Consider the following 19,445-nt stretch of genomic DNA (forward strand, 5'->3'; position numbering starts at 1 on the left):
AGGAAGAACAGCACCGTGATCGTCCGATCGTTCAAGGACATCGAAGGCACCGACCGGCACGTGAAGGCGAAGTCCGGCACCTGGGAGAGCAAGCGGATCGTCCTCGCCAAGGAGCGGGTCGGCTTCTCCCTGCACGAGACCATCCTCTACGCCGGCACGGAGACGTCGATGTGGTACGCCAACCACATCGAGGCCGTCGTCTGCACCCGGGGCGAGGCCGAACTCACCGACCACGAGACCGGGACGTCGTACACGATCACGCCCGGCACCATGTACCTCCTCGACGGCCACGAGCGGCACACGCTGAAGGTCAAGGAGGACTTCCACTGCCTCTGCGTGTTCAACCCGCCCGTGACCGGGCGGGAGGACCACGACGAGAACGGCGTCTACCCGCTCCTGACGGAGCCCGAGGAGGTGTGACAGACATGACCACCCTGACCGATCTGTACCCCAGCCGCGGAGCCACCGAGGTGAGCGTCCCCCGGCAGGACCCGGTCGTCTGGGGCTCCCCGGACACGCCCGGTCCGATCGCGACCGGCGACCTCCAGTCGTACGAGCGTGACGGCTTCCTCGCGATCGACCAGCTGATCACCCCCGACGAGGTCGAGGTCTACCGGCAGGAGCTGGACCGGCTGATCGCCGACCCGGCGATCCGCGCCGACGAGCGCTCGATCATCGAGCCGACGTCGCAGGAGATCCGCTCGGTCTTCGAGGTGCACCGGATCAGCGAGCTGTTCGCGAACCTGGTGCGCGACGAGCGCGTCGTCGGCCGGGCCCGGCAGATCCTCGGCTCGGACGTGTACGTCCACCAGTCCCGGATCAACGTCAAGCCGGGCTTCGGCGCGAGCGGCTTCTACTGGCACTCGGACTTCGAGACCTGGCACGCCGAGGACGGCCTGCCGAACATGCGCACGGTGTCCGTCTCGATCGCGCTGACCGAGAACCACGACACCAACGGCGGCCTGATGATCATGCCGGGCTCGCACCGCACGTTCCTGGGCTGCGCCGGCGCCACGCCCAAGGACAACTACAAGAAGTCCCTCCAGATGCAGGACGCGGGCACGCCGTCCGACGAGGCGCTGACGAAGATGGCGGGCGCGTACGGCATCAAGCTCTTCACGGGCAGGGCCGGTTCGGCGACCTGGTTCGACTGCAACTGCATGCACGGCTCCGGCGACAACATCACGCCGTTCCCGCGCAGCAACGTCTTCATCGTGTTCAACAGCGTGGACAACGCGGCCGTCGAGCCCTTCGCGGCACCGGTGCGGCGGCCGGAGTTCATCGGGGCGCGGGACTTCACGCCGGTGAAGTAGCCCCCGGCGTACCGGAGTACGCCTGCGAACCCCGGGCCGGGGCCTCCTGTGTGGGACGGGAGGCTCCGGCCCGGTCATGTCACCGGCGCCGTCAGCCGGCCAGCACGTCCAGCAGCCGGTCCACGTCCGCGGGCGTGTTGTAGAGGTGGAACGAGGCCCGCAGGTTGCCGGCCCGGTCGGACACCTCGATGCCCGCGCGGCTCAACTCGCCCTGCCGCCCGCCCAGTCCGGGGACGGAGACGATCGCCGAGCCGGGGGCGGGCAGGGGCGCGTGGCCGAGCGAGGCGAGTCCGGCCCGGAACCGGTCGGCGAGGGCCAGGTCGTGGGCCTGCACGGCGGCCACGCCCAGCTCCTCGATCAGGGCGAGGGAGTGGCGCACGCCGGTGTAGGTGAACAGGGCGGGGCTGACGTCGAACCGCCGTGCCGAGCGGGCGAGTTCGGCCACCGGGCCGTAGCAGCTGTCCCAGGGTTCCTCGGCCGCGACCCAGCCCGCCAGCAGCGGGGCGAGGCCCCCGAAGTCCTCGGGGACGACGAGGAAGGCGGCGCCGTGCGGGCCGAGCAGCCACTTGAAGGTCGTGGAGACGGTGAAGTCGTAGGCCCCGGCCGCCATCGGCAGCCAGCCCGCGGCCTGGGAGAAGTCGACGTAGGTGCGCGTGCCGTGCGCCCGGGCCGCCTCGCGCAGGGCGGGCAGGTCGGCGATCCGTCCGTCGGCGGACTGGGCGGCGCTGACCGCGACGAGCGCGGTGCCGGGCCGCACGGACTCGGCGAGCCGCTCCAGCGGTACGGCACGGACCTTGAGGTCGCCGCGCGTGTAGAAGGGGTTGAGCACGGAGGTGAAGTCGTTCTCGGCGGTGAGGACTTCGGCGCCGGCGGGCAGCGAGGCGGCGACCAGCCCGGTCTGGGAGGCGACCGACGCACCGGCCGCCACCCGGGCCACCGGCACCCCGGCGAGCCGGGCGAACGCGGCGCGGGCCAGCTCCACGTCCTCGAACAGCGGGTCCAGCGGCCGGCCCGCCGCCCTGATCGCCACCGCCTCGTGCAGGGCGGCGACGGTACGGGCGGGCAGCAGGCCGCTGCTCGCGGTGTTCAGAAAGGTGTTCTTCGGGCTGAACTCGGCACGGACGAGGCTCTCGAAGGTCTCCATGCCCCTACTGTGCGGGGCAGGGCATCCCCCGTCCATTGCGAAAATGTACGTGGATTCGCTTAGGAAGCCTTATACGTCCGCCCCGACCTGCGGTTTCAGTCCTGCTGCGGTACGGCGCACCCGTCCGGCCCGCAGGCCTGCGCCCCGCCCTGGTCCACCAGCTTCAGCGGGGACCGCTCGCCCCAGGCCTGGCTGAGGGCCTGCGCGAAGACCTCGGCGGGCTGGGCGCCGGAGACGCCGTAGGTGCGGTCGAGGACGAAGAACGGCACGCCGTTCGCGCCGAGCTGGGCGGCCTCGCGCTCGTCGGCGCGGACCTCGTCGGCGTAGCGGGCCGGGTCGGCGAGCACGGCGCGGACGGCCTCCGCGTCCAGCCCCGCCTCCACGGCCAGCTCGACCAGGCGCTCGTCGCCCTCGGTGAAGACGGACCGCTCCTCGGCGAAGTTCGCCCGGTACAGGATCTGGATCAGCTGGTCCTGGACGCCCTGTTCCCTGGCGAAGTGCAGCAGGCGGTGCATGTCGAAGGTGTTGCCGTGGTCGCGGCCGCGCGTGCGGTAGTCCAGGCCCTCGGCGGCGGCCTGGGCGCCCAGGTTGTCCTCGCCGGCCTCGGCCTGCGCCTCGCTCATGCCGTACTTCCTGGTGAGCATGGTGATCACCGGCTGGACGTCGCCCTTGGCGCGGCCCGGGTCCAGCTCGAAGGAGCGGTGCACCACCTCGACCTCGTCGCGGTGCGGGAAGGCGGCGAGGGCCTTGTCGAACCGTGCCTTTCCGACGTAGCACCAGGGACAGGCGATGTCCGTCCAGATCTCGACGCGCATGCTCACGGCTCTTCTCCGGGTCGTACGGGCGCGAGGGCTCTCCCCGCTCCCGGTACGTGAACGTTCAAACAGCCCGTTTCATTCCCCGGGCACGGAGAAGCGCAGGAACAGATGGTGGTCGCCGTCGGCCGGCGGGTTCTCCGGGTCGGGGAGCCAGCCCTGACGGGCGTAGAAGGACTGGGCGCGCGCGTTGTCCACGTGCACGTCGAGCACCGCGCTCCGCCTGCGATCGGCGCGCCACTGCTCCACGCAGGCCGCGTGCAGATCGGTGCCGATTCCGGAGCGCCAGCGGTCGGGGTCGACGTGGAACTGGAACAGCTTGACCGTGCCGTCGGGGCCGTCCGCCGGGGGCCGGAAGGAGGCGACGGCGGTGATGGCGCCCCGGTCGACGAGGCACAGCACCTGCCCGTCGGGGCGCTCGACGGCGCCGCGCCAGGCGGCGGTCCAGTCGATGCCGTCGTCCGGGAGACCGTCCGGGTAGTACGTCGAGCGCGCCCGGTGATGCAGTGCGGCGATCACCTCGGCCTCGGCGGGCAGGGCGGTGCGGATCACGCGGGCGCCCGTCACTCGGTCACTGATCATGCCGTTGAGGACGCGCTCTCCCACGGTGCGGTTCCGTGCCCGCCGGCACGCCGGAGGTGCCCGCTAACTCCCGTCCCTCAGGTCCTGGGGCCAGCTCGGTCTGACCTCGATGTGGTCGTACGTCACCACACACCCCTCCCCCATCGGCGACTGCGTCATGAACCCGACCAGCGCGTCGCCGGTCTCCTTCTCGTCGCCCAGGGTGAAGAGCCGGACGAAGGTCCAGGTCTCGCCGTCCCGGGAGGCGTGGAAGGCGAAGGCCCGGCCGGTGCGGCTGATCCGCAGCCAGATCGAACTTCCGTCCACCGTGAAGGAGTTGCAGTCGTCGGAGTGTCCCCGGGTGACCACCGTGCAGACGGTGGGCACGTCCGGGGAGTACTCCAGGCACAGCTTGGCCCAGGCCCGTTCGCCGACGTGCACGTACAGCACGCCGGCGTCGAAGGCCGCCCGGAACCCCACGGTCACCCGGGCGATCAGCTGGAAGTCCCCCTCGGGTGCCCCCAGCAGCCGGGGCGCGTCGGCGGCGGGGTCGAGGGCCGCACCGGTGGGCGGGACGAACCGGTCCTGCCGGGGACCGGCCCAGCCGGTCAGCACGCCGTCCTCGTAGGACCAGTGCCCTTCGGGGCCGTAGGTGCGCAGGGGGAAGGGGAGTTCGGGGAGTTCCACGTCCATCGTCCGATTGTGTCAGGGGACTTCCGAGCCGGCCCGGGTCTTCCCGCCTACCGCTCCAGGACCCCGTTGAACCGCCTGGGAAGCCCCAGCGGGTTCTCGTCCGTCAGCTCGGCGGGCAGCAGTGCGGTGGGCGCGTTCTGGTAGGCCACCGGGCGCAGCCAGCGCTCGATGGCCGTACCGCCCACGGACGTGGACGTGGAGGTCGTGGCCGGGTACGGTCCGCCGTGGTGCTGGGCCGGCGCCACGGCGACGCCCGTCGGCCACGCGTTCACGACCACGCGCCCGGCCAGCGGGGTCAGCGAGGCGAGCAGCTCCGGTCCCCGGCCCTGCCCGGCGGCCTCCTCCGCGGACACCTGGACCGTGGCGGTCAGGTTGCCCGGCAGCCGCGAGAGCACGGCGCTCGCCTCGGCCTCGTCCGCGTAGCGGGCCACGACCGAGACCGGCCCGAAGCACTCCTCCAGCAGCAGGTCGTAGGCGCCCTCCTCGGTCAGCTTCGCCGCCGGCACCGTGAGGAACCCCGCGCTGACCGTGTGCTCGCCGCCCGCGCCGGGTGTGACGGGCGAGTCGACGTCCGCGAGGCGGGCCCGCTCCTCGACCCCGGCGACGAAGTTGTCCCGCATGCGGTGGTCGAGCAGGACCCCCGCGTCGGTGTCGCTGACCGCGTCGGTGAGGGACTTGACCAGCCGGTCCCCGGCCGCGCCGGACGGTACGAGCACCAGGCCGGGCTTGACGCAGAACTGCCCGGCCCCGAGGGTCATGGAGCCGGCGAGCCCGGTGCCGATCGCCTCGGCGCGCTCGGCGACGGCCGCCTCGGTCACGAGGACCGGGTTGAGCGAGCCGAGTTCGCCGTGGAACGGGATCGGCGCCGGGCGCGCGGCGGCGGCGTCGAAGAGCGCCCGCCCGCCCCGTACGGAACCGGTGAAGCCCGCGGCCGCGATCTGCGGGTGCCTGATCAGCTCGATGCCCGCCTCGAAGCCGTGCACGAGGCCGACGACGCCTTCGGGGATGCCGTGTGCGGCGGCGGCCCGGCGCAGCACCTTGGCGACCAGCTCGGACAGGGCCGGGTGGTCGGGGTGGGCCTTGACGACGACGGGGCAGCCCGCGGCGAGCGCGCTCGCGGTGTCGCCGCCGGCGACGGAGAAGGCGAAGGGGAAGTTGGAGGCCGAGTAGACGGCGACGACGCCGAGCGGCACCTTGTAGCGGCGCAGGTCCGGGACGGGCGGGGTGGCGGTGTCGTCGGGGTGGTCGATGACGACGTCGAGGAAGGCGCCCTCGTCGACGATGCCGGCGAAGGCCCGCAACTGGTAGCTGGTGCGGGCGAGTTCGCCGGTGAGCCGGACCGGGCCGAGCGCGGTCTCGGCGTCGGCGGTCTCGACGAGGCCGTCCCTGGCCGCGTCCAGGCCGTCGGCGGCGGAGCGCAGGAAGGCGGCGCGGACCGTGCGGTCGGTGAGGGCGCCGCGCGCGGCGTGTGCCGCCCGGACCACGGCGTCCACCTCCTGGGCTGTGGCCTCCACCGCAACCTGTTCACGCTGCTTCCCGGTGCGCGGGTCGACACTCCAGACTGGTGCTGCTGCCACCGCGGGTCCTCTCCAGACGAGACTGCGCTTAACTGGGTCACCCATCAGCCGCGTTCGATATACTGAACGCTGTCTCTGATGATGAATTCACTGCTCGGAGACTACATATCCCGGGTCCTGAATATCCAGGGCCCCGAACATCCAGGTCTCGTCGAACGAAGGGGTCAAGGGCGATGACGGCAGGCGACGCAGGGGGCGGGGCGCAGGTCAAGTCCGCGGTACGGACCGTTGAGCTGCTCGAGTACTTCGCCGGCCGCCCTGGCATGCACTCCCTCGCGGCGGTCCAGGAGGCCGTGGGATACCCCAAGTCCAGCCTGTACATGCTGCTGCGCACCCTCGTGGAGCTGGGCTGGGTGGAGACGGACGCGACGGGCACGCGGTACGGCATCGGGGTGCGGGCGCTGCTGGTCGGCACGTCGTACATCGACGGCGACGAGGTGGTGGCCGCGGCCCGCCCGACGCTGGACCGGCTGTCGGACGACACCACGGAGACGATCCACCTGGCGCGCCTCGACGGCACGAACGTCGTCTATCTGGCCACCCGCCAGTCCCAGCACTATCTGCGCCCCTTCACCCGTGTCGGCCGCCGGCTGCCCGCGCACTCCACCTCGCTCGGCAAGGCGATCCTCGCCACGTACGCCGACGAGCAGGTACGCAAGCTCCTCCCGGAGACCCTCCCGGCGCTGACCGAGCACACGATCACCGACCGCGAGAGGCTCATCGAGGAGCTGCACCAGGTGCGGGAGCAGGGCTTCGCGGTCGACCGCGAGGAGAACACGCTCGGCCTGCGCTGCTTCGGCGTGGCGATCCCGTACCGCACCCCGGCCCGGGACGCGATCAGCTGCTCGGTGCCGGTGGCCCGGCTCACGCCCGCCCACGAGCAGATGATCAAGGACGCGCTGTTCGACGCCCGCGACCGGCTGACGCTCGCGACGCGCAGGCTCTGACCGGACGCCGTGCGGGGCCGGTGTTCCTGAGCGTTCGATAAGAAATCGGGCGTACGGGAACGATCGGCCCCTTCTCGCTCGTCCTCCTGAGCGGGATGAACAAGACGATCAGGCGGGCGTCCGTCTTCACGATGCTGCTCGTACTCGCTCTGCTGGTCAGGGCGACGTGGGTGCAGTTCTACGACGGCAAGGCCCTCGCGGACGACAACGACAACCGACGGGGCGCGATCGAGACGTACTCGCGGCCGCTCGGGAACATCATCGTGGCCGGAAACGCGATCACCGGCTCGACGCGGACGACAGGGAGCGATCTCGCTTACAAGCGGACGTACACGGACGGCAAGCTCTACGCCGCGGTGACGGGCTACGCCTCGCAGGCCTACGCCCCCACCCAACTGGAGGGCATCTACCAGGACCTGCTCAACGGCACGGATCCCAAGCTGAAGACCGTGCTGAGCACGCTCACCGGCGAGCGGGCCGACCCGGGCAACGTGCTCACCACGATAGACCCGGCCGTCCAGAAGGCCGCCTACCAGGCCCTCGGTGACAAGAAGGGCGCGGCCGTCGCGATCGACCCGAAGACCGGCAAGATCCTCGCGGCGGTGTCGACGCCGTCGTACGACCCCTCCTCGCTGACCGACGCCAACACGGCCGGTGCCGCCTGGAAGCAGCTCAACGCGGACAAGAACAAGCCGCTGACCAACCGGGCGCTGCGCCAGCCGCTGCCGCCGGGTTCGACGTTCAAGCTGGTCGTGGCGGCGGCCGCGCTGGAGGACGGGCTCTACAAGAACGTGGACGAACACACCGCCAGCCCCAACCCGTACACCCTGCCGGGCACGGTGCGGCCGCTGGCCAACGAGAACCCGTCGGCCCCGTGCGAGAACGCCTCCATCCGGGTCGCCCTGCAGTACTCCTGCAACAACGTCTTCGGCAAGATGGCCGTCGACCTCGGGCAGGACAAGGTGAGGGCCATGGCCGAGAAGTTCGGCTTCAACGACGACAAGCTCGATGTGCCGGTGCGGGCCTACGCCAGCGTCTACCCGTCGCACATGGACAAGGCGCAGACCGGACTGTCCGGCATCGGCCAGTTCGACGTCACGGCGACCCCGCTCCAGATGGCCATGGTGTCCGCGGCCATAGCCAACGGCGGCAAGCTGGTCTCGCCGCACATGGTGTCCCAGATCACCGACAGCGGCGGCGATGTGGTGAAGGACTACGACTCCGACGCCGGGACCAAGGAGATCGTCAGCTCCTCCACCGCCGAGCAGCTCCAGTCGGCGATGGAGACGGTGGTCAAGGACGGCACCGGCACGAACGCCCTGATCGACGGCGTCACCGTCGGCGGCAAGACCGGCACCGCCCAGCACGGCCCGAACAACAGCAAGACGCCGTACGCCTGGTTCACGTCCTTCGGCACGTCCGACAGCAGCGGCAAGGAAGTCGCCGTCGCGGTGCTGGTCGAGCAGTCGGACGCGGCGAGGTCGGAAGTCAGCGGCAACGGCCTGGCGGCACCGGTGGCGAAGGCGATGATGCGGGCGGCGCTGACGTAGGCCGCCGCGCCTCACCCCTCACTTCACCCCGAGGATCTGCTCCACGGGGTCGATGGCGAAGTACACGAGGAACAGCGCCGAGACCCCCCACAGCAGCCAGTTGACCTCCTTCGCCTTCCCCAGCACCGTCTTGATGAGCACGTAGGCCACGAAACCGGCTCCGATGCCGTCGGTAATGGAGTAGGTGAACGGCATCGCGGCGATCGTGAGGAACGCCGGGATCGCGATCTCGTACCGGTCCCAGTCGATGTGCTTGACGTGGGTCATCATCAGGAAGCCCACCGCGATCAGCGCGGGCGCCGCCGCCTGGAGCGGGACGATGGTGAGCAGCGGGGTGAGGAAGAGGGCGAGGCCGAAGAGGCCGCCGGTGACGAGGTTGGCGAGGCCGGTGCGGGCGCCCTCGCCGACGCCGGCCGCCGACTCGATGTAGGCGGTGTTGGAGGAGGCGGAGCCGAGGCCGCCCGCGACGGCGGCGGCGCCGTCGATGAACAGCACGCGGCCGATGCCGGGCACCTGGCCCCGCTCGTCCAGCAGCCCGGCCTCGGCGCTGATGCCGACGATCGTGCCCATGGCGTCGAAGAAGTCCGACAGGATCAGGGTGAAGACGAGCAGGACGGCGGTGAGCACACCGGCCTTGCCGAAGCCGCCGAACACGCTGAAGTGACCGATGAGTCCGAAGTCCGGGGCGGCGACGATCCGGTCCGGGACCTTGGGCGTGGTCAGGCCCCAGCTCTTGATGCCGGCGACGGAGTCGATGACGATCGCGACAACGGTCATCGTCACGATGCTGATGAGGATCGCGCCCTTCACCTTGCGGGCGAGCAGGGCGATGGTCAGCAGCACACCGAGGCAGAAGACCAGCACGGGCCAGCCGGTGAGGCGTCCGACGGCGCCGAGCTGCACGGGCACGGTGGTGTTCGCGGCGTCCGGGATGCGGCTGACGAACCCGGCGTCGACGAAGCCGATGAACGCGATGAACAGGCCGATGCCGACGCCGATGGCCTGCTTCAGCTGGTGCGGGATCGCGTTCATGATCGCTTCCCGGAGCCCGGTGAGGACCAGGAGGCAGATGATCAGGCCTTCCAGGACGACGAGGCCCATCGCGTCGGGCCAGCTCATCAGCGGGGCGAGCTGGAAGGCGACGACGGCGTTCAGGCCGAGGCCGGCGGCGATCGCGAGCGGCAGGTTGCCGCCGACGCCCATGATGATCGTCATCACACACGCCACCAGCGCGGTGGCGGTGACGAGTTGGCCGGTGTCGAGCGTGTGCCCGTACTTGTCCTTGGCGCTTCCCAGGATGATCGGATTCAGGACAAGGATGTAGGCCATGGTGAAGAACGTGGCGAAGCCGCCGCGTATCTCCCGGCCGAACGTGGATCCCCGCTCGGAGATCCGGAAATACCGGTCCACTGACATCGTGCCACTCCTCGTGACCTGGTGATCGGCTTGCGGATGCTGGCTGGATTGTTCCCCTGTTCAACCTGTTTCAGGTTTTCCCTGTGTTACGGAATCTGGTTCGGTGGACCATACGTTGTCCGACATCCCGTACCGTCACCCGAGAGCCGCACCGAGAAGAGGTCACCCGTGGGCACAGTCGTCGACGACGCCGCCTCCGTGGAGTTCCGCGCCTTCTTCGAACGGCACTACGCCGAACTCTCCCGCCTGGCCTACCTGTTGACCGGCGAGTCCGACGCCGCGGACGATCTCGCGGCGGACGCGCTGCTGGCGCTGTGGCACCGCTGGGACCGGGTCCGCGCCGCCGACCACCCGGTGGCGTACGCGCGCGGCGTGGTCGCCAACCTGGCCCGCACCCGGATCCGCAGCGCCGTGCGCGAGCGGCGCCGGATCGCGCTGTTCTGGTCGCACCGCGAGGAGCGGACCGAGGACCCGGACGTGGCCGGTGTGGTGGACGTGCGGGAGGCGCTGCGGGGACTGCCGTTCCGCAAACGGGTTTGTGTGGTGCTGCGGCACGCGTTCGACCTCTCGGAGAAGGACACCGCCCTCGCACTCGGGGTGTCGGTGGGTACGGTGAAGAGCCAGACGTCCAAGGGCATGGCCGAGCTGCGACGGCTGCTCGGCCCCCGGGGCGATCCGCGGCGGGTGCACGCGGCGACGGCCGCCCGGACCGGCGAGAGCGGAGGAAGAAACCGATGAGGCAGCAGGACGTGCACGACGAGCTGCGCGCCCGGCTGCACGAGGCGGCCGGGGTCCACGAGCCGGACCGTGCGCGCATCCTGGCCCGCGTGGAGCGCGGCATGGCCGCGCCCGCCGGCTCCCCCCGCCCCGACCGCCGGGCCACCCGCCCGCCGGCGTGGGGCTGGGCCCGGGTGGTCGGGGCCACCGCGGCGGTCGCGAGCGTGCTGACGGTCGGCGGGTACGCGGTGGCGTCCGCCGTGCGGGACAGGTCTCCCGCGCAACAGACGGTCGCGGTCTCGCCGACCCCGACCCCGACGCCGCACGCGACGACCGCTCACCCGTCGGCGGGCACCACGAGCCCGGCGCCCGGCGCGGGCGCCACCCACGCGACGCGCGCGCCGGTTTCCTCCCCGTCCCGCACGCCGGACGCCTCCGCGCGGCCGCCCGTGGCCCGCAGCGAACAGCAGGGCCCCCTGTGGTCGGACGGCTCGGTCGACCCGCACAGCAACGACTTCTGGGCACAGAGCGATCTGACCCTGAGGACGTCGAAGCAACTGAGCTCGCTCACGGTCGAGTTGAAGGTCGCTCAGACCGGTGGAGTGTCCTCCACGGGCGCCTGGCGCTCCCTGCCGGAGACGGACTTCACGCAGACGGTCGAGGAGCGGGGCGGCTTCCTCGTCTACACCTGGACCCTCAAGGAGGGCCGTACGGTCCCGGCGGGCGAGTGGGTGTTCGCGGGACAGTACGACCACGGGCGCGGCGGCCGGGACGCGAAGGCCGACGGCTACACCGTCACGGGCACCGCGGACGGCACCGGCTATGCGGTGAAGGGCGACTTCGCGAAGCACGGCTGACCGCGCCCCCGGGAGAAACGCGGTACGGCCGTCAGGACACGAAGTACGTCGGGTTCGGCAGCTTGTACGTCCGGTCGGCGAAGCCGCCGTCCAGGTCCGAGTACTGGTCGCCGAAGTTGGCGATGATCTCGTAGCCGAGGTCGTCCTCGATGTGCCGGCGGGTGCCGGACTTGTACTGCACGGTCGTGCACTTCCAGCTGCCCTGCGTGGCGCAACCGCTCAGGTAAGCGGGCGGGTTGGCGGCGTTCTTGAGGAACATGTGGTCGGCGTCGAGGTTCACATCGGCGCCGACCTTCTTCAGGTTGGCGACGGCGGCGGTGCGCTGGGCCTCGGTGAGGCCGGAGTTGTAGAAGACCTCGACGCCCCTGGACTGCGCGTAGCGGACCAGTTCGGGGCTGCCGAAGACGGCCGGCCGGTCGGCGCGGTTCACGTAGTCGTTCCACGTGGTGGAGTTGTACGTGTAGTTGTACCGCTTCTCGTAGTCCAGGCTGAGCAGCAGTGTGTCGTCGATGTCGAACATGACGGCCGGCTTCTCGCCGTGCCGGTGCGCCTTGCGGGCGGCCCTGTCGATGTAGGCCCTGGCGTCGGCGTCGATGCGCGCCAGGTCCTTGGCGTACGGGCTGTCGGGCGACGCCTGGTAGACACCGTTGCTGTCGGCGGTGGTGCCGTAGTAGGTGTCGATGTCCTTCACCAACTGCCCGATGTTGTAGGGCTCGTGGGTCGAGTCGGCGGTCGACTGCCGGGCACCGGCCGCACCCGCGCCGTACAGCGCGGCACCGGCGATGGCGCAGGCGGCTCCGACGGCGGCGACTCTGTGGGACTTCCGCATGAAAACTCCGGATCCGGTTGTTGAGAGTGATGTACCAGGTCACGGACTGTCTACGCGCATCACACCCTGCTGGGCGAGCGGTGTTACCCGATCGATACGATGACGGTCCCACGACACGCCACCCTCCTTGCGGCGGACTTCCCCGCCGCGCGCCAACTCCGGGCCCAGGTCACGGAGGTGACCGCCGAGCGCCCTCGGGGTGACCCGAGCGGTCCGGTCGAGGGGGGAGGATCGTGAGCATGAAATTCGTCGACGTGCACTGGGAACAGCACGGGTTCTTCCTCGACCCCCGCGCCTATCTCCATGAACTGCCGCGCCTGCGAGGCGAGTTGCCGTCCGGCGCCTGGGCCTTCGTGTCCGATCCCGGGCACTACGACATTCCCGGTGCCACCCGCTGTGTGAAGGACCTGGAGCTGGCCGAGGTGCGGCTCGCGACCGACAGGAGCGGGGGGCTGGTGCTGGAGTTCGCGCCCAACCGGTGGAAGCACGACTCCGGGCTGCGCGTCAGCTACTCGGGGGTGCGGCACTTCGCCGTCGACTACCACCGTGCCATCGACTGGATGGCGGTCGACACGGTGCTCCTGGACGAGGTGCTTCCCGACGAGAACGGCGGCTGCGTCCACGAGATCGAGTTGACCGACGCTACCGTCACGGTGCGGTGCGACGATCTGGAGGCGGTGTGGGGCGGCGACACGGGCTGGGCCCGGTGACCGTGCGGTGCAGTGTGCGGCCGGGGCAGGGGGAGGCCACCGGCTTCGACCTGGGGGACATGGTCGTCACCGGGGACCTCGGCACGGCCGACTCGGCCGGCCGTGTTCCGGATCAGGGCATGATGATCCACCTGTCGGTCGTCACCCTGCTGGACCAGCTCCGCGGCTTTCTGCGGGGCGACGTCCGGTACCTCCGGTACAACGGGGTCGACACGTCGTTCACGCTCGTTCTGCGGCGGCCGAGCACCATGTGTCCGTGTCCGGGCGGGACGGGCTCCTCGGTCGGACCACCGGGCCCGAACTCGCCGCCGCGGCACTGGACGCCGCCGAGGACCTTCTGCGGGTCCACCCCCTGCCTTCCGGCGATCCCGTCGCCGGGGACTACCGGGACGCCCTGGCGCGGTTCCGCCCCTTCGTGGCGTCCCGGTAGTCCTCAGGCGTTCAGTTCATGGTCGCGCCGATCGTCGTGCCGCCCGTCGTCAGGAACGTCGTGGCCGGCAGTGAGCCGTCCGGCTTACGGGCGTTGTAGACGGTTCTGCCGACGCGGGACCTCGTCCCAGGCGCGGCGTCCGCCGCGGGGCCGGGCCGGCGCGGGCGCCGTGCGCTGCTCCGCCGCGGGAGCGATCTCGGTGATCACTTGGTCTCACCTCCGAACTTGCTCAGCCGCAGATAGACGATCGAGCAGAAGCGCAGGATCACGAACGCCACGTCGACGCTGGTGCGGGCGATGCAGAGGGGAAGGGTCGTGGTCTCCCCCGCCGGGCCGCCGCCGGTCAGGGTGTAGAGCAGGTCCTCGGAGACGGACTGGAGGTCGGCGAGGATGAGGATCGCGAAGAAGGGCACGCCCCGCCACAGGTCGGCGACGACCGCCGCCGGGAAGACGGTCGAGGTGTCCGAGAGCCAGCTGGTGCCGTACGACCCGAGCCCCGCGTCGGCGAGGTAACGGGTGGTGCCCGTCTGGGAGTTGTAGAGCATCACCCGGATCGCGGAGGTCAGCACGCCGGAGACGGCCCACGGGGAGAAGACCAGGGCGCGGCCCAGCGACCGCCCGACGAAGGTCTGGTTGACGATGAGGGCGAGCGCGAGTACGAACAGCAGCTGCAACCCGGCTTCCACCACGACCCACTTGGCGCTGAAGGTCAGCGTGTCCCAGAACTGGAGGTCGTGGGCGAAGGCCTGGGTGAAGTTGCCGAGGCCCGCGAAGCCGTTCCGTCACGGCTTGGTGGGGTTGTCGTTCTACAGGCTGTAGGAGAAGACGCTGAGCACCGGGTAGACGATGAAGCCCAGCATCAGCAGGGCCGCCGGGGCGATCAGCAGGTACGGCAGCCTGCGCGGGGTCGCGGAGGCACGGCGCCACCGGGGTCGCGCGGGCAGTTGCCGGGCTCAGCCCGCGTACGGTTCCCGCACCGTGCCCGGCCGCGCGAGGAACTCGAAGTCGCAGCCGGTGTCCGCCTGGGTGATCTGCTCGGCGTAGAGCGCGCCGTATCCGCGCTCGTGGCGCACGGGCGGCGCTGTCCACTGCGCCCGGCGGCGCGCCAACTCCTCGTCGTCGACGTCGAGTCGGAGGGTGCGTGCCGCGACGTCGAGGGTGATGAGGTCGCCGGTGCGCACCAGCGCCAGCGGTCCGCCGACGTACGACTCCGGGGCGACGTGCAGCACGCAGGCGCCGTAACTCGTGCCGCTCATCCGGGCGTCGGAGATCCGGACCATGTCGCGCACCCCCTGCTTCAGCAGGTGGTCCGGGATGGGCAGCATGCCGTACTCGGGCATGCCCGGACCGCCCTTGGGGCCCGAGCCGCGCAGCACCAGCACGCTGTCGGCGGTGATGCCGAGCGCGGGGTCGTCGATGGTGCGCTGCATGGTCCGGTAGTCGTCGAAGACGACCGCCGGGCCGGTGTGCTTGAGCAGGTGGGGCTCGGCGGCGATGTGCTTGATGACCGCGCCGTCCGGGCAGAGGTTGCCGCGCAGTACGGCGACCCCGCCCTCGCGCGCGACCGGGTTGTCGCGGGTCCGGATGACGTCGTCGTGGTGCACCCGGGCGCCGTCGAGCTGCTCGCGCAGGGTGTCGTACGCGACCGTCGGCCGGTCGAGGTGGAGCAGGTCCGGGATCCGGGAGAGGAAGCCGGGCAGGCCGCCGGCGAAGTGGAAGTCCTCCATGAGGTAGGTCCGGCCGCCGGGGCGGACGTTGGCGAGGACGGGCACCGTGCGGGCGATCCGGTCGAAGTCGTCCAGGGTGAGCCGCACGCCCGCCCGGCCGGCCATGGCGATCAGATGGATCACGGCGTTGGTGGAGCCGCCGAGCCCGAGCACGGTGGTGACGGCGTCCTCGAAGGCGTCCCGGGTGAGGAGGTAGCTCAACCGGCGGTCCCGGTGCACGAGTTCGACGGCGGTCAGGCCCGCCCGCGCCGCCATCCGGTCGTGCCCCGAGTCCACCGCCGGAATGCTGGACGCGCCCGGCACGGTCACGCCGAGGGCCTCGGCGGCGGCCGTCAGCGTGGACGCCGTGCCCATGGTCATGCAGTGGCCGGGCGAGCGGGCCAGACCGCTCTCCAGCTCGGCCATCTCGCAGTCGCCGATGAGGCCGGCGCGCTTGTCGTCCCAGTACTTCCACATGTCGGTGCCGGAGCCGAGGACCTCGCCGCGCCAGTGGCCCGGGAGCATGGGCCCGGCCGGGACGAAGACGGCCGGGAGGTCGGCGCTCGCCGCGCCCATGAGCAGGGCGGGCGTCGACTTGTCGCAGCCGCCCATGAGGACCGCGCCGTCGACGGGGTAGGAGCGCAGCAGCTCCTCGGTCTCCATCGCGAGGAGGTTGCGGTAGAGCATCGGGGTCGGCTTCTGGAAGGTCTCGCTGAGCGTGGAGACCGGGAATTCGAGCGGGAAGCCCCCCGCCTGCCACACCCCCCGCTTCACGGCCTGCGCACGGTCGCGCAGGTGCGCATGGCACGGGTTGATGTCGGACCAGGTGTTGAGGATCGCGATGACCGGCTTGCCGAGGTGCTCCTCGGGGAGGTAGCCGAGCTGGCGGGTGCGGGCGCGGTGACTGAAGGAGCGCAGGCCGTCGGTGCCGTACCACCGGTGGCTTCTCAGGTCCTCGGGGCGCTTGCGCGGGGCGCTCATATCGGCCATCCGGCGGCGATGGCGGCGACCTCGGCACGCTCGTCCTCGGGCAGCGGCCGGCCCGGCGGGCGCACGTCGCGGCGGCACAGGCCGAGCGAGGCGAGGGCCTCCTTGACGACGGTGACGTTGTTGGCCGAGCCGTGGGCGGCGCGCAGTTCCTCGAAGCGGCGGATCTGCTCCCAGACCTTCATGGCGGCCGGGTGGTCGCCGGATCTCAGCGCTTCGAGCATGTTCAGCGAGACGGCCGGGGCAACGTTCACGAGGCCGGAGGTGAAGCCGGTGGCGCCCGCCGAGAAGTAGGAGGGGGCGTACGGCTCGGCTAGTCCGGCGACCCAGACGAAGCGATCGAGGCCGGCGTCGCGCGCGAAGGCGGCGAAGCGGGCGGCGTCCGGTACGGCGTACTTCACGCCGATGACGTTCGGGCAGTGGTCGGCGAGTTCGGCGAGCCGGGCGCCGGGCAGCTGGGCGCTGCGCAGGTACGGCACCACGCCCAGCTCGGGCACGGACTCGGCGATGGCTCGGTGGTAGTCGACCCAGCCGGCCGCCGAGACGTAGGGATGCACGGGCTGGTGGACCATGACCATCCCGGCGCCGAGGTCGCGCGCGTGCCGGGCGGAGGCGATGGCGGTGGGCAGGTCGTGTCCGACGCCGACGAGGACCGCCGCGCGCTCCCCGGCCTCCTCGACGGTCAGCTCGGCGACCAGACGGCGTTCTTCGGGGGCGAGGGCGTAGAACTCGCCGGTGTTGCCGTTCGGGGTGAGGGTCGTGATCCCGCCGCCGAGCAGGCGGCGCAGCAGGGCCCGGTGGGCGCCGGTGTCGACGGAGCCGTCCGCGGCGAACGGGGTCACCGGGATGGCCACCACGTCGGCCAGGGCCGCCCGCCTGCTCTCGAACGTCACGCTGCTCATGCATGGCCTTCCTCTGAGTGGGGGTCGCCGTCCGAGGGGAACGCGCGCTGGACGAAGGACGCGATGTGGGCGTGCAGGGCGCCGGCGGCCGCGTCGGCGTCGCCGGCGAGCGCGAGCCGCAGGATCTCCCGGTGCTCGGCGGCCTCCCGCTCCCAGGAGGGGTCGGTGGCCCAGGCGACGGCGGAGACGAGGGCGGCCTGGTCGCGGACCTCGTCGAGCATCCGGCCGAGCAGTGGATTGCCGCACGGCAGGTACAGCGCGCGGTGGAACTCCCGGTTGGCCAGGGAGCGTTCGGCGGTGTCGGTGGCGCCATCGGCACGGGCCAGCGCGTCGCGCGCGGCGTCGAGACGGGCGCCGCGCCGGACGGCCCTGCGCAGCGCCTCGGGCTCCAGCAGGAGCCGTACGTCGTAGACCTCGCGTGCCATGTCCGCGTCCACCATGCGCACCGTGACGCCCTTGTACTGGCTCATCACGACCAGCCCGGTCCCGGCGAGGGTCTTCAGCGCCTCGCGCACCGGGGTCTTGGAGACCCCGAACTGCGCGGCCAGCTCCGTCTCGACCAGAGCCTGACCGGGCGTCAACTGCCCGGTGAGGATGCGGTGTTTGATCGCGTCCAGCACGTACTGCGTGCGGGACGGGATCGGGGTGGGCACTGAGGTCATGCGGCCCTCTCGGATCTCACATATCGCGTCTCATATATGACGTATGAAGTACGACGCGTTGAAGGTAGGAGGGGGCCCGTGTTTCGTCAATGCTTCTGACAAAGGAAGCCGGGGGCCTCGGAGGACGTCGGGGTTCCGGGCCGGGGTGCCTCAGCAGGTGCGGGTGTCGCCCTCGACGGCGGCGCGGGTGGGCCGGCCCGCGACCGCGGCGGCGCGCGCGGTGGCCGCCTCGCGGGTGAGCGTGGGACCGACGTGGGTGACGAGCAGCTCGCGCACCCGCGCCTCCCGGGCGATGCGCCCGGCGTCCTCCGGCGTGAGGTGCACCTGTTCGCCTTCGCGATGGGCGTCGATGTCGGCCTCGCACAGGAACAGGTCGGCGCGGGAGGCGAGTTCACCGAGCGCCGCGCACGGCCCGCTGTCCCCGGAGTACGCGAGGACACTGCCCTGGCACTCGGCGCGCAGTCCGTACGCCTCGGTGTCGTGGGCGACGGCACGGGCGGTCAGCCGCAGGTTCCAGTGCCGGACGTCGTGGCCGTCGTACAGGGCGCGGAAGTCGAGGACGCCCTTGAGGAAGTCGACGTCCGCCCGCCCGAGGAAGCCGGCCAGCCTCTGGGCGCAGTCCTGCGGGGCGTACACGGGGATCGGCGCGTGCGGGGTCGCCCCGCCGAAGGCGAAGGCGTAGGCGGCGGCGAGCAGATCGGCGCTGTGGTCCGCGTGCAGATGGGAGATCCAGATCGCGGTCAGCCGCGCCGGATCCGTGTGCCGCTGCAATTCCGCGAACGACCCGGGCCCCGCATCCACCCACACCTCGGCGCCCCCACCGGCCAGCAGGTACCCCGAGCACGGCCGGTCGGGCCCGGGGTGCGGGGAGGCGGTGCCGAGGACGGTGAGGGTGAGGGGCATGGGACGAGAGTACGGCGCCGGGTGAACCGGACACGCGGCAACTCGGGCCCTCCTGCGTGTTGTCAGGCCGGCACCGGCCGCCACCCGGGGTCCCGGCCGCTCAGCCCGATCGTCCGGTCCAGCAGCGTCGCGGACTCCGGCACCTCGACCACCGGCCCGAACAGCCCGTTCCCGCGGTTCGGATCATTCGCGGCGGCACGCAGGAACGTGAGCGCCGAGCCCAGCGCGGCCGGGTCGGGGGCGTAGTCCTGGCCCGTGGCGCGCGCCAGGTCCCACCCGTGGACGACCAGTTCGTCGGCGACGACCGCGCCCGCGACCGCCGCCGGCAGGTCCACGCCGCCGGCCCGGGTGTCCCCGGTCCACGCGGCCGGGTCGCGCCAGGCGTCGGCCAGCTCGTCCAGCGCCTTGGGCAGTTCCTCGCGCCAGCCGGGGCCGATGTCCGGGACGGCGGCGTTCGGGTTGGTGTCGGTCGTGGGGCCGAGGTCCTTGCGCGCCGCGTCGCGGAAGGCCACGGACAGTCCCAGCAGGTGGCCCAGCAGGTTGCGCACCGCCAGGTCCGGGCAGGGGGTCGGGCCGGCCAGCTGCTCGTCGGTCACGGACTCGGCGAGCCGCGCCACGGCTCTGGTCTGGGGTCCGAGGTCGAACGTGGTCATGTCTGCCTCACTCCTTCAGGGTCGCGATACCTGTGCTCCCGTACGAAGGACAGACCGGCCGGCGCGCGGAAAC

The 19,445-nt window shown here is 71.5% G+C and carries 20 protein-coding genes and 2 pseudogenes; 8 read left to right on the forward strand and 14 right to left on the reverse strand.

All coding sequences use genetic code 11. From position 1 onward, the window contains the following. Positions 1–15 precede the first annotated feature (15 nt). Positions 16–420, forward strand: a complete 405-nt coding sequence (locus AC4OXY_RS15790; RefSeq protein WP_362818925.1) for an ectoine synthase — start codon at positions 16–18, stop codon at positions 418–420. Positions 421–425: 5 nt separating this feature from the next. Then, positions 426–1,313: an ectoine hydroxylase gene (gene thpD / locus AC4OXY_RS15795; protein ID WP_356030998.1), complete on the forward strand. Its 888-nt coding sequence runs from the start codon at positions 426–428 to the stop codon at positions 1,311–1,313. Positions 1,314–1,404: 91 nt separating this feature from the next. Here the strand turns inward: thpD and AC4OXY_RS15800 are convergent, their stop codons facing one another. The 5 genes from AC4OXY_RS15800 to AC4OXY_RS15820 form a co-directional block, all read right to left on the reverse strand. After that, entirely contained in the window at positions 1,405–2,457 is a 1,053-nt protein-coding gene (locus AC4OXY_RS15800; protein ID WP_356030997.1) for an aminotransferase class V-fold PLP-dependent enzyme, read from the reverse strand. 95 nt (positions 2,458–2,552) lie between these two features. Further along, positions 2,553–3,272 carry a DsbA family oxidoreductase gene (locus AC4OXY_RS15805; RefSeq protein ID WP_356030996.1) on the reverse strand — a complete coding sequence of 240 codons (720 nt, stop codon included), beginning with the start codon at positions 3,270–3,272 and terminating at the stop codon, positions 2,553–2,555. Positions 3,273–3,350: 78 nt separating this feature from the next. Further along, positions 3,351–3,854 (reverse strand): GNAT family N-acetyltransferase, encoded by a 504-nt coding sequence (locus tag AC4OXY_RS15810; protein ID WP_356031109.1) that lies wholly within the window; start codon positions 3,852–3,854, stop codon positions 3,351–3,353. 63 nt (positions 3,855–3,917) lie between these two features. Beyond that, the gene (locus AC4OXY_RS15815; protein ID WP_491994094.1) at positions 3,918–4,526 is read right to left on the reverse strand and encodes a DUF1349 domain-containing protein; all 609 of its coding nucleotides are present in this window, start codon (positions 4,524–4,526) and stop codon (positions 3,918–3,920) included. Between the two features lie 47 nt (positions 4,527–4,573). Next, positions 4,574–6,103: an aldehyde dehydrogenase (NADP(+)) gene (locus AC4OXY_RS15820; protein ID WP_491994095.1), complete on the reverse strand. Its 1,530-nt coding sequence runs from the start codon at positions 6,101–6,103 to the stop codon at positions 4,574–4,576. Positions 6,104–6,276: 173 nt separating this feature from the next. On the opposite strand from AC4OXY_RS15820, the gene AC4OXY_RS15825 reads away from it, so the two are divergent. Together AC4OXY_RS15825 and AC4OXY_RS15830 are read left to right on the forward strand one after the other, a co-directional pair. Continuing rightward, positions 6,277–7,050, forward strand: coding sequence for an IclR family transcriptional regulator (locus tag AC4OXY_RS15825; protein WP_356030993.1), 774 nt, complete (start codon positions 6,277–6,279; stop codon positions 7,048–7,050). Positions 7,051–7,145: 95 nt separating this feature from the next. Then, on the forward strand, positions 7,146–8,600 hold the full coding sequence (locus AC4OXY_RS15830; RefSeq protein WP_491994096.1) for a peptidoglycan D,D-transpeptidase FtsI family protein: 1,455 nt from the start codon (positions 7,146–7,148) through the stop codon (positions 8,598–8,600). 18 nt (positions 8,601–8,618) lie between these two features. Here the strand turns inward: AC4OXY_RS15830 and AC4OXY_RS15835 are convergent, their stop codons facing one another. Further along, positions 8,619–10,016, reverse strand: coding sequence for an NCS2 family permease (locus AC4OXY_RS15835; protein WP_356030991.1), 1,398 nt, complete (start codon positions 10,014–10,016; stop codon positions 8,619–8,621). Positions 10,017–10,184: 168 nt separating this feature from the next. Between AC4OXY_RS15835 and AC4OXY_RS15840 the strand changes: the two genes are divergently transcribed. Together AC4OXY_RS15840 and AC4OXY_RS15845 are read left to right on the forward strand one after the other, a co-directional pair. Next, positions 10,185–10,754, forward strand: a complete 570-nt coding sequence (locus AC4OXY_RS15840) for a SigE family RNA polymerase sigma factor (RefSeq protein ID WP_491994097.1) — start codon at positions 10,185–10,187, stop codon at positions 10,752–10,754. After that, entirely contained in the window at positions 10,751–11,590 is an 840-nt protein-coding gene (locus AC4OXY_RS15845; RefSeq protein WP_491994098.1) for a hypothetical protein, read from the forward strand. Before AC4OXY_RS15840 ends, AC4OXY_RS15845 begins: the two co-directional genes overlap by 4 nt. A gap of 31 nt (positions 11,591–11,621) precedes the next feature. Here the strand turns inward: AC4OXY_RS15845 and AC4OXY_RS15850 are convergent, their stop codons facing one another. Then, positions 11,622–12,419: an HAD family acid phosphatase gene (locus AC4OXY_RS15850; protein WP_356030988.1), complete on the reverse strand. Its 798-nt coding sequence runs from the start codon at positions 12,417–12,419 to the stop codon at positions 11,622–11,624. A gap of 239 nt (positions 12,420–12,658) precedes the next feature. On the opposite strand from AC4OXY_RS15850, the gene AC4OXY_RS15855 reads away from it, so the two are divergent. Both AC4OXY_RS15855 and AC4OXY_RS15860 read left to right on the forward strand, forming a co-directional pair. Then, a complete protein-coding gene (locus tag AC4OXY_RS15855; protein ID WP_491994099.1) occupies positions 12,659–13,129 on the forward strand; it encodes a hypothetical protein in 471 nt (156 codons plus the stop codon). A 256-nt stretch (positions 13,130–13,385) separates the two neighbouring features. Further along, positions 13,386–13,559 carry a hypothetical protein gene (locus tag AC4OXY_RS15860; RefSeq protein ID WP_491994100.1) on the forward strand — a complete coding sequence of 58 codons (174 nt, stop codon included), beginning with the start codon at positions 13,386–13,388 and terminating at the stop codon, positions 13,557–13,559. A gap of 11 nt (positions 13,560–13,570) precedes the next feature. On the opposite strand, the pseudogene AC4OXY_RS15865 reads toward AC4OXY_RS15860, so the two are convergent. The 7 genes and pseudogenes from AC4OXY_RS15865 to AC4OXY_RS15895 form a co-directional block, all read right to left on the reverse strand. Continuing rightward, positions 13,571–13,696 (reverse strand): annotated as a pseudogene (locus tag AC4OXY_RS15865) (right-handed parallel beta-helix repeat-containing protein); the annotation flags it as partial. Positions 13,697–13,762: 66 nt separating this feature from the next. After that, positions 13,763–14,503, reverse strand: a pseudogene (locus tag AC4OXY_RS15870) (carbohydrate ABC transporter permease). A gap of 9 nt (positions 14,504–14,512) precedes the next feature. Beyond that, complete coding sequence (araD, locus tag AC4OXY_RS15875) at positions 14,513–16,255, reverse strand: L-arabinonate dehydratase (protein WP_491994101.1); 1,743 nt, start codon at positions 16,253–16,255, stop codon at positions 14,513–14,515. Next, a complete protein-coding gene (locus AC4OXY_RS15880; RefSeq protein ID WP_491994102.1) occupies positions 16,243–17,154 on the reverse strand; it encodes a dihydrodipicolinate synthase family protein in 912 nt (303 codons plus the stop codon). The genes araD and AC4OXY_RS15880 overlap by 13 nt, the downstream gene beginning before the upstream one ends. Further along, a complete protein-coding gene (locus tag AC4OXY_RS15885; protein WP_356030982.1) occupies positions 17,151–17,816 on the reverse strand; it encodes a GntR family transcriptional regulator in 666 nt (221 codons plus the stop codon). Before AC4OXY_RS15885 ends, AC4OXY_RS15880 begins: the two co-directional genes overlap by 4 nt. Positions 17,817–17,966: 150 nt before the next feature. Next, the gene (locus AC4OXY_RS15890) at positions 17,967–18,719 is read right to left on the reverse strand and encodes an MBL fold metallo-hydrolase (protein WP_356030981.1); all 753 of its coding nucleotides are present in this window, start codon (positions 18,717–18,719) and stop codon (positions 17,967–17,969) included. A gap of 62 nt (positions 18,720–18,781) precedes the next feature. Beyond that, on the reverse strand, positions 18,782–19,372 hold the full coding sequence (locus AC4OXY_RS15895) for a TIGR03086 family metal-binding protein (protein ID WP_356030980.1): 591 nt from the start codon (positions 19,370–19,372) through the stop codon (positions 18,782–18,784). Positions 19,373–19,445 lie beyond the last annotated feature (73 nt).

Source organism: Streptomyces sp. HUAS MG56, assembly GCF_058673395.1.